This is a genomic window from Bradyrhizobium sp. USDA3010 (assembly GCF_056429065.1).
Window position 1 is genome coordinate 73,320 of the sequence record NZ_JBWJZD010000017.1, and the last position, 13,160, is coordinate 86,479.

Annotated in this window: 13 protein-coding genes; 7 read left to right on the forward strand and 6 right to left on the reverse strand. The window is 63.2% G+C overall.

Annotated elements, in window-relative coordinates; genetic code table 11:
• Positions 1 to 53: 53 nt before the first annotated feature.
• Positions 54 to 1,580 carry an amidohydrolase family protein gene (locus AC066Y_RS24355; protein WP_478276085.1) on the reverse strand — a complete coding sequence of 509 codons (1,527 nt, stop codon included), beginning with the start codon at positions 1,578 to 1,580 and terminating at the stop codon, positions 54 to 56.
• Between the two features lie 216 nt (positions 1,581 to 1,796).
• Between AC066Y_RS24355 and AC066Y_RS24360 the strand changes: the two genes are divergently transcribed.
• Both AC066Y_RS24360 and AC066Y_RS24365 read left to right on the forward strand, forming a co-directional pair.
• Positions 1,797 to 2,813, forward strand: coding sequence for an alpha/beta hydrolase (locus AC066Y_RS24360; protein ID WP_478276086.1), 1,017 nt, complete (start codon positions 1,797 to 1,799; stop codon positions 2,811 to 2,813).
• Positions 2,814 to 2,933: 120 nt separating this feature from the next.
• Positions 2,934 to 3,356: a VOC family protein gene (locus AC066Y_RS24365; protein ID WP_478276151.1), complete on the forward strand. Its 423-nt coding sequence runs from the start codon at positions 2,934 to 2,936 to the stop codon at positions 3,354 to 3,356.
• 29 nt (positions 3,357 to 3,385) lie between these two features.
• Here the strand turns inward: AC066Y_RS24365 and AC066Y_RS24370 are convergent, their stop codons facing one another.
• Positions 3,386 to 4,831 carry a sensor histidine kinase gene (locus AC066Y_RS24370; protein ID WP_478276152.1) on the reverse strand — a complete coding sequence of 482 codons (1,446 nt, stop codon included), beginning with the start codon at positions 4,829 to 4,831 and terminating at the stop codon, positions 3,386 to 3,388.
• Positions 4,831 to 5,502, reverse strand: a complete 672-nt coding sequence (locus AC066Y_RS24375) for a response regulator (RefSeq protein ID WP_207835567.1) — start codon at positions 5,500 to 5,502, stop codon at positions 4,831 to 4,833. The genes AC066Y_RS24370 and AC066Y_RS24375 overlap by 1 nt, the downstream gene beginning before the upstream one ends.
• Positions 5,503 to 5,996: 494 nt before the next feature.
• On the opposite strand from AC066Y_RS24375, the gene AC066Y_RS24380 reads away from it, so the two are divergent.
• Both AC066Y_RS24380 and AC066Y_RS24385 read left to right on the forward strand, forming a co-directional pair.
• Positions 5,997 to 7,739, forward strand: coding sequence for a glycosyltransferase family 39 protein (locus AC066Y_RS24380; protein ID WP_478276087.1), 1,743 nt, complete (start codon positions 5,997 to 5,999; stop codon positions 7,737 to 7,739).
• 504 nt (positions 7,740 to 8,243) lie between these two features.
• Entirely contained in the window at positions 8,244 to 8,573 is a 330-nt protein-coding gene (locus AC066Y_RS24385; protein WP_478276088.1) for a hypothetical protein, read from the forward strand.
• 65 nt (positions 8,574 to 8,638) lie between these two features.
• On the opposite strand, the gene AC066Y_RS24390 is transcribed toward AC066Y_RS24385, so the two are convergent.
• On the reverse strand, positions 8,639 to 9,793 hold the full coding sequence (locus tag AC066Y_RS24390; RefSeq protein WP_478276089.1) for a hypothetical protein: 1,155 nt from the start codon (positions 9,791 to 9,793) through the stop codon (positions 8,639 to 8,641).
• On the opposite strand from AC066Y_RS24390, the gene AC066Y_RS24395 reads away from it, so the two are divergent.
• Positions 9,782 to 9,919: a hypothetical protein gene (locus AC066Y_RS24395; protein ID WP_478276090.1), complete on the forward strand. Its 138-nt coding sequence runs from the start codon at positions 9,782 to 9,784 to the stop codon at positions 9,917 to 9,919. The two genes, AC066Y_RS24390 and AC066Y_RS24395, sit on opposite strands and share 12 nt — an antisense overlap.
• Here AC066Y_RS24395 and AC066Y_RS24400 read toward each other — a convergent pair.
• Positions 9,916 to 10,404, reverse strand: coding sequence for a FecR family protein (locus AC066Y_RS24400; RefSeq protein WP_478276091.1), 489 nt, complete (start codon positions 10,402 to 10,404; stop codon positions 9,916 to 9,918). The genes AC066Y_RS24395 and AC066Y_RS24400 overlap by 4 nt on opposite strands.
• Before the next feature lie 333 nt (positions 10,405 to 10,737).
• Between AC066Y_RS24400 and AC066Y_RS24405 the strand changes: the two genes are divergently transcribed.
• Positions 10,738 to 12,042 (forward strand): phospholipid carrier-dependent glycosyltransferase, encoded by a 1,305-nt coding sequence (locus tag AC066Y_RS24405; RefSeq protein WP_478276092.1) that lies wholly within the window; start codon positions 10,738 to 10,740, stop codon positions 12,040 to 12,042.
• A gap of 59 nt (positions 12,043 to 12,101) precedes the next feature.
• On the opposite strand, the gene AC066Y_RS24410 is transcribed toward AC066Y_RS24405, so the two are convergent.
• Entirely contained in the window at positions 12,102 to 12,734 is a 633-nt protein-coding gene (locus AC066Y_RS24410) for an OmpA family protein (RefSeq protein WP_478276093.1), read from the reverse strand.
• A 162-nt stretch (positions 12,735 to 12,896) separates the two neighbouring features.
• Between AC066Y_RS24410 and AC066Y_RS24415 the strand changes: the two genes are divergently transcribed.
• Positions 12,897 to 13,139: a hypothetical protein gene (locus AC066Y_RS24415; RefSeq protein ID WP_478276094.1), complete on the forward strand. Its 243-nt coding sequence runs from the start codon at positions 12,897 to 12,899 to the stop codon at positions 13,137 to 13,139.
• The last annotated feature ends 21 nt before the right edge of the window (positions 13,140 to 13,160 follow it).

Genomic DNA, 13,160 nt, shown 5'->3' on the forward strand with positions numbered 1-13,160 from the left:
GATGCGCGGCGCGATGGATTGCGTCGCTCGCTCGCAATGACGGCGTCTGAAGACTACGCAAACACCCGGTGATCGATCGCCCCGTTCGGCACCACGTAGCCGTAGCGCGTATTCGACGGCTCCGCGCCTGCCTTCTCATACTGCGTCTTCATCATCGCAAAGCGGTCGCCCTTGATGTCCAGCATCGCGCGCTTCGGCTGGATGTTGTAGAGCCGGGCATTGTTGTCGCCGAAGACCGCCGTCTTCACCGGGCCGTCGGCGGGCCCGAGCGGCGCATAGCCGAACTTCTTCTGCATCACTTCGGGGATTTCGAGCCGCCGCAGGCCCTCGATCTGCCATTGCGGCGCGCCGGTCCACAGCGCGTCGGTGCCCCAGCAGACGTGGTCGGCGCCGAGGCCCTTGATCAGGGTCCCCATCAGCGCGGCGCAGACATTTGGCTCGGCGACCAGCGTGGTCGCGAACAATTGCCCGACATCGCCGTAGACATTGCTGACGCCGTACTGCGCAGGGATGTCGGCGAGGTCGGAGGTCCAGGCGATCCGGCCGGTGCGCTCGAATTCGGCCAGCGCGACCTTGGGATCGCCCCCGACATGGCGATAGGCCGAGTGGTAGATCACGAAGTTGAGCTGCGGCCAGTCCTTGGCCGCCTGGCCGACATCGGCAACGTCGGCGAAGCCGCGCAAATTCGGATACTGCTTCTCGATCCCGGGTGGAAACAGTCCCTTGTGCACGCATACATTCTTGATGCCCGCCTTCACCATCTTCTCATAGCCCTTGTAGGCGACCTTCTCGTCGTCCAGCCGCCACGGATAGCGGCTGATCTCCTTGTGGGTGTTGTCGCCGATCGTGTAGCCCTTGCAGGATTCCGGCCTCAAGGCCAGCGCAGCATCGAGCTCGTCGAGCCAGCCGGGCTGGCCGGGCGTGAAGATCGCGTGACAGAACACGCGGCGCGAGCCGGCCTCGTCGTTGATCTTCTTGCGCGCATCGGCCATCTGCTCGTTGGTCAGGAACCAGTCCTGCTCGATATCCGACGGCGCCGAGGAGATCAGCGCGATCTTGGTGTCGGAATCGAGAAACATCTCCTTCTTGTAGTTGTTGAACTTCAGATCCTCGATGGTCTGCTCGTGATCGTTGAGCTCCTTGTTCCAGCCGGCCTTGCCGACCGCCTTGCGCATTTCCACGAAGCCCATGATGCGGGTGTCGTCGCGCAGGAAATGCGTGTGCATGTCCATGATGAACTGGTCTTTCAATCCGTTGGCGCGCTCTTGCGCCATCGCAGGCGTTGCCGCCTCGGCCGGCGTCACGTCGAACAACGGTCCGTAGACCTGGTTCATCGCGACAAAGGAAGCGGCCATGCCGGCTGCGGTCTGGAAGAACCGGCGGCGATCGAGGCCCTGCTTGCCGCCGAGATCGTCGGCCATCGCCAGCAGACGTGCCTCGACCTCGCGCTGCCGCTCGTTCTGCGGGTCGGGATAGAACTCGTCGCTGGAGACGATCTGGGTCGGGATCGGCGTCTGGTACTGGCACAGTTCGGAGGGCATCAAGGCGGCAAGTTCTTCGTCAGTGAGATTGCTGCTCATTCTTCGCTCCCGCATCTCGCCGGATTTTTCCGGTCGGACCGCGGCGGAGACTAGGACCAAGTCCGTCCGTCGTCCGCGCCGATTGCCGGAAACCGCGTTCACAAAATCGTGCATCGCATCTGCGGCCGCGAGATGCGCCCGCTGCGCAACCGGTCATGCGTGCTGCTATGCTCGATCGCACCGGATCGGACGAAGAAATCCGGAAGGGAGCGCACCATGACGCCAGCAGATCATTCGCGGCGCACCGTCATCAAAGGCATCGGCGTTGCGACAGCAGCCGGTGCGCTCGGCGCGGCGCCGGCGCAGGCCGCGACCGCAGTTCCTGCTGAGGGAGAAATATGGAGCAACGAATACTGGGCGAAGAAGGGTGACATCCCGCTGTGGATGTTCCGCAAGCGGGTCGGTGCGCCGAAGCCGGGCGAGCCGGCGCGGCCTGTGGTGTTCTTCGTGCACGGCTCGTCGGTGACGTCGAGGGTGTTCGACCTCACGGTGCCCGGCAAGGGCGAGTATTCGCTGCTCAATGTCTTTGCGCGCTACGGCTTCGATTGCTGGACCATGGATCACGAGAACTACGGCAAGTCGGGCCGCACCTCAGGCAATGCGGATATCGCGAGCGGCGTCGAGGATCTGAAGGCCGCGGTCGAGGTGATCGCGCGCGAGACCGGCGAGCGGCGATATCACTTCATCGGCGAATCCTCCGGCGCGCTGCGGGCAGGTGCCTTCGCGATGGCCGCGCCCGAGCGTATCGATCGCCTGGTGTTCGCCGCCTTCACCTACAAGGGCGAGGGCTCGCCGACACTGGCGAAGCGCGCCGAGCAACTCGCCTACTACCGCAGCCACAACATGCGCACGCGCGACCGCGACATGATCCGCTCGATCGCGACCCGCGACAGGCCGGGCACGTCGGACCCCGCGGTGGTGGAAGTGTTGGCCGATGTCGAGATGCAGTTCGGCGACCAGATCCCGACCGGCACCTATCTCGACATGACCGCCAATCTGCCGGTGGTGCATCCGGAGAAGGTGCTGGCGCCGGTGCTGCTGGTCCGCGGCGAGTATGACGGGATCGCGGCGGTCCCCGATCTCGAGGAGTTCTTCAACAAGCTGCCGAATGGCGACCGGCAGTTCATCATCCTGCCCGGCACCGCCCATTCGGTGGCGCTGGCCATCAATCGTGAGCTGTTCTGGCATGTGACACGGGCATTTCTGATCATGCCGACGCCGATCGTGACCTGAAGCAGCCTGCGGCAGGACGCCGCAAGAAAAATCTGCGCGGCGATGTCGGAATCCGGATATGCGGTTCGTCCTCGGGGCACAACCCCGCCAACAGGAGTTCTTCGCGTGGCCAATCCCAAAATGATCTTCGTCAACCTGCCGGTCAGCAACCTTGCCCATGCCACCGCCTTCTATGAGGCGATCGGCGCGACCAAGAATCCGCAATTCTCCGACGAGACTGCCTCCTGCATGGTGATCTCCGACACCATTTTCGTCATGCTGCTGACCCACGACAAGTTCCGGCAGTTCACGCCGAAGAAGATCGCCGACGCCAAGACCACGAGCGAAGTGCTGGTCTGTCTCTCCGCCGACAACCGCGACGCAGTCGACGGCTACGTGACCAAGGCGAAGGGCGCGGGCGGCACGGCCGATCCGTCGCCGAAGCAGGATTTCGGCTTCATGTACGGCCGCAGCTTCGAGGATCCCGATGGGCACATCTGGGAAGTGATGTGGATGGACCTCGAGGCCGCAACGAAGGCGCAGGCCGCGGCGGCCACCGCCTGAGCCGCCGCACGATGCATTAAGACAGCACCTCAGGCTGCGGAGATGCCGTCCGGCCGGACTTCGGTCATGGCCTGGGCGGCTCTTCTCCCCTGAGGCAGGTCGGCTTGCCGGCAGCCCGGGACCGGAAAGTTCAGTTCGACCGTGGTGCCGCCTCCAGGCGTCTCGCAGAGGGAAACGGTGCCGCCATGGGTGGTCATCACCTGGGAGACGATCGAAAGCCCCAGCCCCGTTCCTTCCGTGCGGGTGTTGCCGCGCTTGAAGGGCTCCAGCAGCAGCTCGGGCTGACCGAGTTGGAGTCCCGATCCGTAGTCAATCACGCTCAACCGCGCTGGTGCTCCGACCTCGATGAGAACGGAGCCACCTGCGCTGCCATGCGTCACGGCGTTTCGGATCAGGTTCGAGAGCGCGACGGCGATCGCGGTTTCCGAGCCACGCACCCAGACAGGGTGACGAGGCTCGGTAAACTCGATATCGCTTCCGTTCTTCAGCGCCATCGGCACGTGTTCGGCCGCAACCCTGCGCGCCAGCGCCGCAAGATCCATCTCGATCAGTTCGGCAGGTTCCGCAGAGATGCGCGCGAGCTGGAGCAGCATGGTGACGATCGACGACAGCTTCTGGTTCTCGGCTATCAGCCTGGCGCGCAACGGAGCGTCCTCGACCTGCTCGAGTATGGTGCGCGCATTGGTCAAGGGCGTACGAAGTTCGTGTGCCGCATTCGACAGGAAATTTCGTTGCGATTTCGACGCGACGTCTATTCGCGATAGCGCGCGATTGAAAGCCGCGACGAGGGGCAAGAGCTCGGCTGGTGCATCCTGTTCCGGCAGTCGGCGGCCGTCCGAAACGCCATCGATCATCTCGGCGGCCGCTGCTACGGCCCGGACGGGGCGCGCAATGAGCGTCGGCACGAAGACCATCGCGGTAAACGCCGTCGCCGCCAGGACCAGGATGATAGGGAGCGCAACGATCGTCGCATCGGTGAGCATTCCGGTCGTCAGTTGCGCGGCCGTATAGGCCACGCCGCCGGTCTCAATCCACACCTCACCCACAGGCGTATTTCTGACCGCCGACATCTTCTTCAGATTCGTGGTTTCGCCGTCAAACGCGTAGGCGAGGAAACTCGTTCCGTCACGCGATGTCTGGGTCTTTTGTGGACGCCACTTCGGGATCGGGCCGTAGCTGACCTCTCCACTCTTGTCGGACACGACATACCAGAATGTCGGGAAATTGCGGGTGATCTCGTCCAGCCTCGAGGTCCGTTTGAGAGCCAGCTGCCCGGTCTCGTTGCGGATGACAGCTTCCTTCAATGCATCGGCGACGTCGGCGGCGGCCCAGGTGCCGTCATCGTCGCCGCCAAATCGGATCAGCAGCGCCGCTGCACAGAGCAGCATGATGGTCGTCACGGCGCCGATCAGCGTCGCGGACAGCACCGCGATTGAGCGATGGACCCGCTTGAGCCTTTGCCACTTCAAAATCATCATTCGCCACTCAGCAGATATCCGAGGCCACGGACCGGTTTGATGACGACCTTGCAGTTGGCCGCGCGGAGGCGACGGCGCAGCCGCGAAACGTGAGCCTCGATCGCGTTTGATTGAATCTCGTCGTCAAAGCTGTAAGCGGCAACTTCAAGGGTCTCGCGCAGGACGACGCGCCCAATGCGCCGGACCATCGCTTCCAGAATCGCCAGTTCACGCCGGGGGACAACAATGGGCGCGTGATCGACGCAGACCTCGCGATTGAGGACGTCGTAGCTCAGATTGCCGATGCGAACGATCGCCCCTCGATCCAGAAAGAGACGTCGCAGCACCGCCTTGGCTCGCGCGATCAGCTCGATCGGTTCGAATGGCTTGGCCACGTAGTCGTCCGCCCCGCCGTCGAGGGCGCGCGCAATATCAAGGGGGTCATCAAGCGCCGTCAGCACGATCGTCGCGGGGCTGGGCTTCTGCTGCTTCAGGTCGCGCAGCAAGGCCAGACCGTCGCCATCCGGCAGCCCACGGTCGATCACCACGAGTTCAAAGCTTCGCACGGCGACTGCGGCGCGACCCTCCTCAAGCGTCGTGACCATGTCGGATGCGCCGAAGGCCGTAGCCAAGGTATCCCGCAGCCATGGCCCAAGCTGAGGGTCATCCTCCACGACCAGAACTCGCACCGCATTCTCCCAAGCATAAACCCCGGCTTCTACCATTACGGACGGATTACAATAAGATTACGGCTGGCAAGAAAACTGCGGTGTCCACACGAATGCGTTGATGTGATTGGCATTTTTTGTGGCTCGATCGGCCATCCGCGAATGACCGTGGTGATCGGATCGACCCCTGATCGGGGCCGGTCCGAAAGACTCAATCAGGGGCACCGCACACGTCAATGCTCCAGAGCCGATCAGCGTCATGACAGCGAGCGAGCTTTCGCATGCGCATCCCCTCTCGGCGATTTCCCCGCCAGAGACGTCGATCAACATGACCGGCGAATGGCGGTGCTTCGGCGCGCGCAAGATTACGTTGACTGAGGCATGAACGGACCCACGTCAGGCTATCGTAATGGTCGCTGTGAAAAGCATGGCGGACAACGCGGCTCGCATCGCGCTTTCCGATCTCCGTCCCCAGGCTTCCGAACAATATGCCGGTCGATTTTGCGTTCTCAGCGATGGCCAAGCGGTCAGATCGCAGCCCGGCGTCATGGCGCCGTCCGTTCAATCGATGGCTGGAGGGAATAGAGGCAGGGTGGTCGGCGCCGCTGCTGCTCGCCTGCTTCGTCGGCATCTGGACGGTGTACCTGTCAGTCGCCTATCACGGCGCCGGCCTGCATCCGGACGTGCTTGAGACCTGGACGTATGGCAGGCATTTCGCATGGGGTTATCCCAAGCATCCGCCGTTGATGGGGTGGACGACGGGTGCGTGGACCTCGGTCTTTCCGCTCACCGACTGGTCGCTGCAACTGATGGCGATGACAAATGCAGCGTTGGCGTTGTGGTTCGTCGACCTCATTGCAAGAAGGTTCGTGACCGGGCACAAGCGCCTGATCGTGCTGCTCCTGCTGATGCTGACCCCGGCATACCAGTTTCATGCGCAGCGCTTCAACGCCAACGCCGTGTTGCTCGCGGTCTGGCCGCTCGCAACCTACTGCTTCCTGCGCGCCTTTGAAACAAGGGCGCCGCTCTGGGCGATTGCTGCGGGGGGCACGGCGTCGCTTGCAATGCTGGGCAAGTATTACTCCTTCTTCCTGATCGCCAGCTTCGCGTTGTCGGCAATCATCCATCCCTCGCGGCGAGCCTATTTCACGTCCAGTTCGCCCTGGATCTCCACTGCTGTCGGGCTGATTGCGCTATCTCCGCATCTGCACTGGCTGGCGACGACAGGCGCGGAGCCTGTCCATTATGCCGCGACGCATGTGGGAGCCGATTTCCCCCACTCGCTGCGGGATGCCGTCAATTTCCTGTTGGGCCTTGCCGCGGCGACAAGCGTGTCCGCCGTGACGTGGGCGATGATCGCCGGGTATCGGATCAAGCGCCTTCCGCGGGATCTCGCTGCGGCGGATCCCAATCTGAAGCTCATCGGCCACGTCGCGATCGGCACGATCGCTCTTCCTTTCATCACGTCCATATCGCTCGGCACCGACCTGCCGTCGCTATGGGCGCTTCAGGGATTGTTCCTGCTCGCCGTGCCGGTCGTGTGCAGCACGCGCTATCCGATCGAGCGGTTCTATACGGTCAATGCAGCGCTCCTGGTTGCCGGAATAGCAATCGTCGCCGCCGTGATGGCGGCCCCAGCCCACGCGCTCTACCGCAACAGCTACGGCTATGAGGAAGGGCGAAACGTCTATCACCAGGCCGCAGACAAGCTCACCCGCCTGTGGCACGAGCAGATGGGCACGCCGCTGTCGATCGTCGGCGGCAACGATAGCCTCGGGGTTGCGGTGGCCTTCTACAGCGCCGATCACCCGCATTATGGCGACCCTTTCGCCTACCAATATTCATTGGCACTGCCTCGCGAGGTGACACTGGAGCGCGGCTGGGCAGCGCTCTGTTTCGATGACCAGGACGATTGCCTTGAATGGACCGGGCGAATGGCGGCTCACGCCGGAAGCTATGTCAAACGCGAGTTTTCCGTTCAATCGAGCCTGTTCGGAATTCCAGGCATCAAGCGAAACCTCGTTGCATTCCTGGTGGCGCCGCTTCGTGAGCCGGACGATGCACCGTCAAGCCTCGTCAACGATGCCGGTCAGGGCGGAGGACATGTTTCTCCGCAAACAGATCCGCCACTCCGCACGGAGCCGGATGTCGCGCTGCCGGAGAATCAGCCGCTCGGAAATGCGCCGCAGACGACCGATCCAGGAGCCAACATGCTGGTGGATCATGGAGCAGCAACGCTCTTCGTCGTGCTGCGTTGATCCGGCTTATTCCCGGAATGCCGCCGTGATGATCGCGTCCGTAATCTTGCGGTAATCGGCTCCCGCTTTATCGGCGGCGGGGTCAAGGGCGTCATATCACGAAGGATAGCGGTCCATGCTTATCAGGTTGGTTTGCATCAGCCTCGGCGTTTGCGGAATCATCGGTGCCACCGCGGTCGCGCAGACATCTCCATCAATGACCGGTTCAACTCACCCGGCAACCGCAACGCGGCCGTCGATCGGTCGCGCCGACAAGATCAACCTCAACACTGCTCCTGTCAGCGAGCTAGTGAAGCTTCCGCACCTTAGCGTGCGCGGCGTCACTGCGATTACCGAGGCGAGAGCAAAGTCAAAGTTCAAGGATTGGAATGATTTCGTGGCCCGACGGGTTGTGCCGCGATTCGTCAGGAGCGAGCTCAAGGAGCTCGTCACGTTCTAGAGGGGCTCTGTCGATCGCCGCCTAAAGGCGGCGCGGTTGTTGAACGCGAACAAGGATATGCTTCAATGAAACGAGTAGCTGTTTTTGCGACCGTGGCGGTGATCGTCACGGGATGTCTTGCGTCGACAGAAGCCACGGCACGTGGCCGGCGGGGAGATGCGGTGGCCGTCGGCATCGTCGGCGGCTTGGCCGTGGGCGCCCTGTTAGGCTCCACCATGGCTGCCGGTGCGGCTCCAGCCTATGTCTACGAGAGGGACTATTATTCGCCGGCCCCTGTCGTCCACTACCATCGTCACGTGTACGAATACGGCGACGAATATCCGGGCGGATATGACTACGGTTATCGATCCGGGTACCGGGAAGGCTACTCGGATGGCTATTGGGATAACGATTGAATGGAGACCGGCGTCGTCGCTGATCCGGTCGCTCGACGGTGCGGGTCCGGATCAGCGGCCCAGTCCTAATAACTGATCCGCAGCCCCACGCCGCCGTGAAGCGTGTTGCTGACCGGCTGCGGTCCGGCGGTGCCGTTGAGGAAGAGGTCGGCGATCCAGCCCTTGGTGATGCGGAAGCCGACGCGGCCGCCATATTCGAACCAGCCCTGGTTGCCAATCGTCGGCACGATGGTGCCATCGCCGGTGACGGTGGCGACGATGCCGGAATGGGTGGCGAAGGATTGCACCCACCCGCCATTGATGTTGGTTTCGATGTTCGATCCGAACAGATGCGTCCACTGGCCGCCGATCTTGACCAGGCTGGTGCGATCGGTGCCGTCGGCGATGGTCGCATCGAACGGGTTGAAGGCAATTGCGGGATCGCTGTAGCCCTTGACCCGCTGCCAGAGCTGCCAGACCTCGATCGAAGCCGCGACCTCGTCGCGCGCCGACAGCCGGTTGATCCAGCCCGCCCGTCCATAGACGCCGTAATTCTCGCTCGAGGTCTCGCCGGTGACCGACACCGGGCCGAGGCTGGTCGCGTAGCTGCGGGTGTAGCGCACTTTCTCCGACGGCGAGAGGATGGTGCCGATATCGAAGAACGGCCGCGACGAGCCCCAGTCGACGAAGTCGTAGCGCAGCGCGAAGGCGCCGATCGGCGCGCTGGTGACGTTGTAGCCGCCCTCACCATATTGCGTGTAGGCGATGCCGGCGAGTAGCGACAAATTCGGCGTGATGGTCTTGCGGCCATGGATACCGGCCGAGAAAGAGCCGGCGGAGCCGAAGGCACTGATGCAGTCGTCGCAATTGACCTGCTCGTTGACGCCGAGCAGCACCGATCCGAGCACGCGGTTGGTGATCATCTGGTTGAAGCGCTGGTCGGCGAGGTTGTTGATCGAACTGCCGCTCGACGGCGCGCCGGTGATCGGTGTCGGCGACGGGCTGGGCGTCGGTGTCGGCGTGGGCACAGGCGTGGGGGTCGGCGTTGGCGATGGTGTGGCAGTCGGTGTCGGCGTTGGGGTCGATGTACAGTTCGACGACGCTGACAGCGTATCGGGATTCGTACAGTTCGGCGTCGGACTCTGCGCCTGAGCCGGCGCAGCGCCCGCCTGCAGCATCGTGAGCGACAGTGCCATGGTCAGGACCGCCGACAGGACCAGGTGATGGATATGCCGCACCATGCTCACCGTCCGCACAGCATGCCGGTCGGGTCGTCCGCGACCGGCGGCGTCACCGGCGACGCGTCCGCGAACTGGGTGACGGTGCAGAGCCCCGCGGCCTGGGTGCAGGTCGCAGCGAAGGTCTAGGGCGGGTTGTTGGTCTTCTGGATCGTGGTGCGGCCGCCGCCCGAGGTGATGATCGCGGTGTCGCCGGGCTGCGTCAGATCGATGCATTGCCGGTTCGAGGTACACACCGTCGATGCGCCTTCCTGCAACACCACGGTGGTCTTGCCGCGCTGTGAGAGGATATCGAGCACCGTGCCGCGAACGCCGATGGTCGCAAGCGGCGTCGTGATCGTGTAGGCGGCCTTCTCCGAATGGCCGGTGACGAAGCGAAACGCTCCCGAGGTCAGGCGGATCGCAACATCGCGATAGTGATGCTCGTCGTCGAACACGGTGCGATCGAGCTTGAGCGAGGCATTCGGTCCGAGCGACAGGTTGGTGCTGTCGGCCATCACCAGCCGCGCGGCGCTCTCGAGGCCGGTGCGCACCGTCTCATCGCGCAGCAGCGCGTCGCCCACATTGATCGGCGTGGTCGCGGCCGCAACGCGGACGACCTCGTTCTTCACCATGGCCGCTTCGCCGACACGTGTTTGCGCCTGAACGGGAGTCAGTGCGACCGCAAGACCGAGTGCAAGTAAGGAGAAAAAGCTGTGGCGCGAATTCATTGCAATACCAATCGACTTAACCCTCTCATCGTACCGGATCGCAGACGCAGCTGATATTGTATAATTGTCACAAGCCGTGTTGAGTTGCGCCGGATGGTGAGTGTCGATGGATTCGAAAATGCTCGCGGCTGCGGACATCAACGTGAGATTTGATCACACTCGTCACATACATCACACTCGTGGCCGTCGTAGCTCACACTTCGCTCACACTGGTTCCCCTCGCAGCGTGCTCGCCCTTTGATCATCGCATCCGAATCTCCTTCTGTTCTGCGGCGTCCAGTCGCGCGCACGGCGATCGTCGCGGCCATCATCTTCGTCGTCGCCCATGTCGTGCTGCTGCTCGGGATCACCACGCCGGACAAGCTCTATTTCGATGAGGTGCATTACGTGCCGGCGGCGCGCCAGATGCTGTTGCCGGTGATCGAGGGCCCGATCCTCAACCCGATGCATCCGCCGCTCGCCAAGGAGATCATCGCGCTGTCGATCAAGGCATTCGGCGACGTGCCGCTCGGATGGCGCTATCCCGCGGCGCTGTTCGGTGCGCTCGTGCTGGTCGCCGTCTATCTCGGTGCCCTCGCGCTGTTCGCCTCGCAGGAGCGCGCGATCGCAGCGGTGCTGCTCGCCTTCTTCAACCAGATGCTGTTCGTGCAGTCGCGGATCGCGATGCTGGATATTTTCGCGCTTGCCTTCTGTCTGTTCGCGATCGCGGCCTTCATCCATGGCTTCAGGCAGAAGCGGCCGCAGGCTGCCTTCGCGCTGACGGGAATTTTCGCGGGGCTTGCCTGTGCCTGTAAATGGAGCGGGCTGTTCATGCTCGCGACCTGCATCGCGATCGTCGCGGCGATCCGCCTGATGCAGGGCTGGCGCACCCGCTTCGCCGACGCCAATGCCGAGGACTGGTACCGGCCGGACCTGTGGCCGGATTTCCGTGTTCCCCACTTCATCGTCTGTTTCGTGCTGATCCCGTCGGCCGTCTACCTCGCGAGCTTCGTGCCGCTGTACGGCTTCTCGTTCACCGACCTCGTCGAGGCACAACGCCGCATCTTTGCCGACAACACCACGACCGCGATCGCGGGCCATACCTATATGAGCGCATGGCCGTCCTGGCCGTTCCTGATGCGACCGGTCTGGTATCTGTTCGAGAAGGCCGGCGATGACAGGTTCGCCGCGGTCGTGTTTCTCGGCAATCCGCTGATATTGTGGCCGGCGCTGATCGCGCTGATCGTCGCGCTACGCGACTGGATCGTGACCCGCAGCCGCGATGCGTTTCTGGTGCTGGCGTTCTATCTCGGCCCGTATCTCGCCTGGGCGCTGCTGCCGCGCACGCTTGGCTTCATCTATTACTACCTGCCGGCTGCGACCACCGCGAGCTTCGTGCTGGTCTACGCCCTGACGCGGAAGGGGGCGCCGCGCTGGCTGTTGTGGGCCTTCGTGGCGGTGGGATGCGCGGGCTTCATCGCGATGCTGCCGATCACGGTTGCCGCTATCGGGACGTCGATGGCGACCTTCAATCGGCTGATGCTGTTCCAGAGCTGGATTTGAATCTCTCGGAACAAGCGATCCGCCGGCCGGCGCGGCAAGCGGATCGGAAGTTGGGGAGATTACTGCGACGCCGTCTTGGTATCCATGTTGACGACCTGCGCGCGGCGGTTGGTCGGGTCCATCGGCGCGCTCGGATCCTTCGGCCGGGTCTTGCCGTAGCCGACGGTCACGAGATCAGAGCCGTTCAGGCCGTAATGCTCGACCAGATAGTTCTTGATGGTGTCGGCGCGGCGCTCTGAGAGATCCTGGTTATAGGCCTCGCTGCCGATCGCGTCGGTGTGGCCGGCGACGATGAAGGTCGAGCCCTTCATGCTGGCGTCCGACAGCGCCTTGCCGAGCTCCAGCACCGCCTGGGTCGAGCCCTTGGCGATGTCAGCCGAGTTGTAGTCGAAGTGAATCTCCAGATCGATCTTCGGCTTGTTGGCGGCGATGTCGGCGATCTCCTGGCGTTCGCCCAATGACAGCGAACGGGTCTGCCGGTTGCGAACGGTGTTGAGGAAGCTCGCCTCCTTGGCCGACGCGGCCGGGTCGACCTGCGTGCCGGCGGAGAGGCCGCGGGTGGCCGACTTCGGCTTCAGCGCATTGAGGATCTGGGCGGCCGGAACGGTGTCGCTGCCGGCCAGTGCGACGCCCGCCGTCATCGACAGCGCAGCGCCGATCGTCAATAGAGACAGAGAAAGGGAGCGGGTCATGGATTTCGTCCTTAAATGTCAGGCCAGCCAATCCGGCTGTTGTCGTTTTGATGCTGGGAACCTAGGACCGGTTCAACGCACGGAATGTGATCTGGATCACAGTTGAATATACCGGGCCCTGTCCCTTACCAGCTAGGGGCAAACGACGGAGAGGAGAGCACCTTGGCCCACGTCAATCGCGTCCTCCGCTCGATCAACGACGAAGGCGCTTCGCGTTGCGTCGATATCTTCGTTCGCCCGGAAGGGACCATCGGCTTCGAGGAATATCGGCGGGACGTGGAAGATGGCCGCGGCTGGTTTCCGGTTGGCGGTCATTCGTCCCGGGTCTTTCATGAGGAAGGCGCCGCGCTCGAGGCGGCGATGGCGGACGTGCCCTGGTTGCGGCGGGCCGTTGGATCGCAGTAGCCGGTCCGAAGCGCCCCACAC

Coding starts and splice junctions, on each gene's coding strand:
- AC066Y_RS24355 (WP_478276085.1), bottom strand. CDS start 1,580: ATGAGCAGCAATCTCACTGACGAAGAACTTGCCGCCTTGATGCCCTCC.
- AC066Y_RS24360 (WP_478276086.1), top strand. CDS start 1,797: ATGACGCCAGCAGATCATTCGCGGCGCACCGTCATCAAAGGCATCGGC.
- AC066Y_RS24365 (WP_478276151.1), top strand. CDS start 2,934: ATGATCTTCGTCAACCTGCCGGTCAGCAACCTTGCCCATGCCACCGCC.
- AC066Y_RS24370 (WP_478276152.1), bottom strand. CDS start 4,831: ATGATTTTGAAGTGGCAAAGGCTCAAGCGGGTCCATCGCTCAATCGCG.
- AC066Y_RS24380 (WP_478276087.1), top strand. CDS start 5,997: ATGGCCAAGCGGTCAGATCGCAGCCCGGCGTCATGGCGCCGTCCGTTC.
- AC066Y_RS24385 (WP_478276088.1), top strand. CDS start 8,244: ATGAAACGAGTAGCTGTTTTTGCGACCGTGGCGGTGATCGTCACGGGA.
- AC066Y_RS24395 (WP_478276090.1), top strand. CDS start 9,782: ATGCCGCACCATGCTCACCGTCCGCACAGCATGCCGGTCGGGTCGTCC.
- AC066Y_RS24390 (WP_478276089.1), bottom strand. CDS start 9,793: ATGGTGCGGCATATCCATCACCTGGTCCTGTCGGCGGTCCTGACCATG.
- AC066Y_RS24400 (WP_478276091.1), bottom strand. CDS start 10,404: ATGGTGAAGAACGAGGTCGTCCGCGTTGCGGCCGCGACCACGCCGATC.
- AC066Y_RS24410 (WP_478276093.1), bottom strand. CDS start 12,734: ATGACCCGCTCCCTTTCTCTGTCTCTATTGACGATCGGCGCTGCGCTG.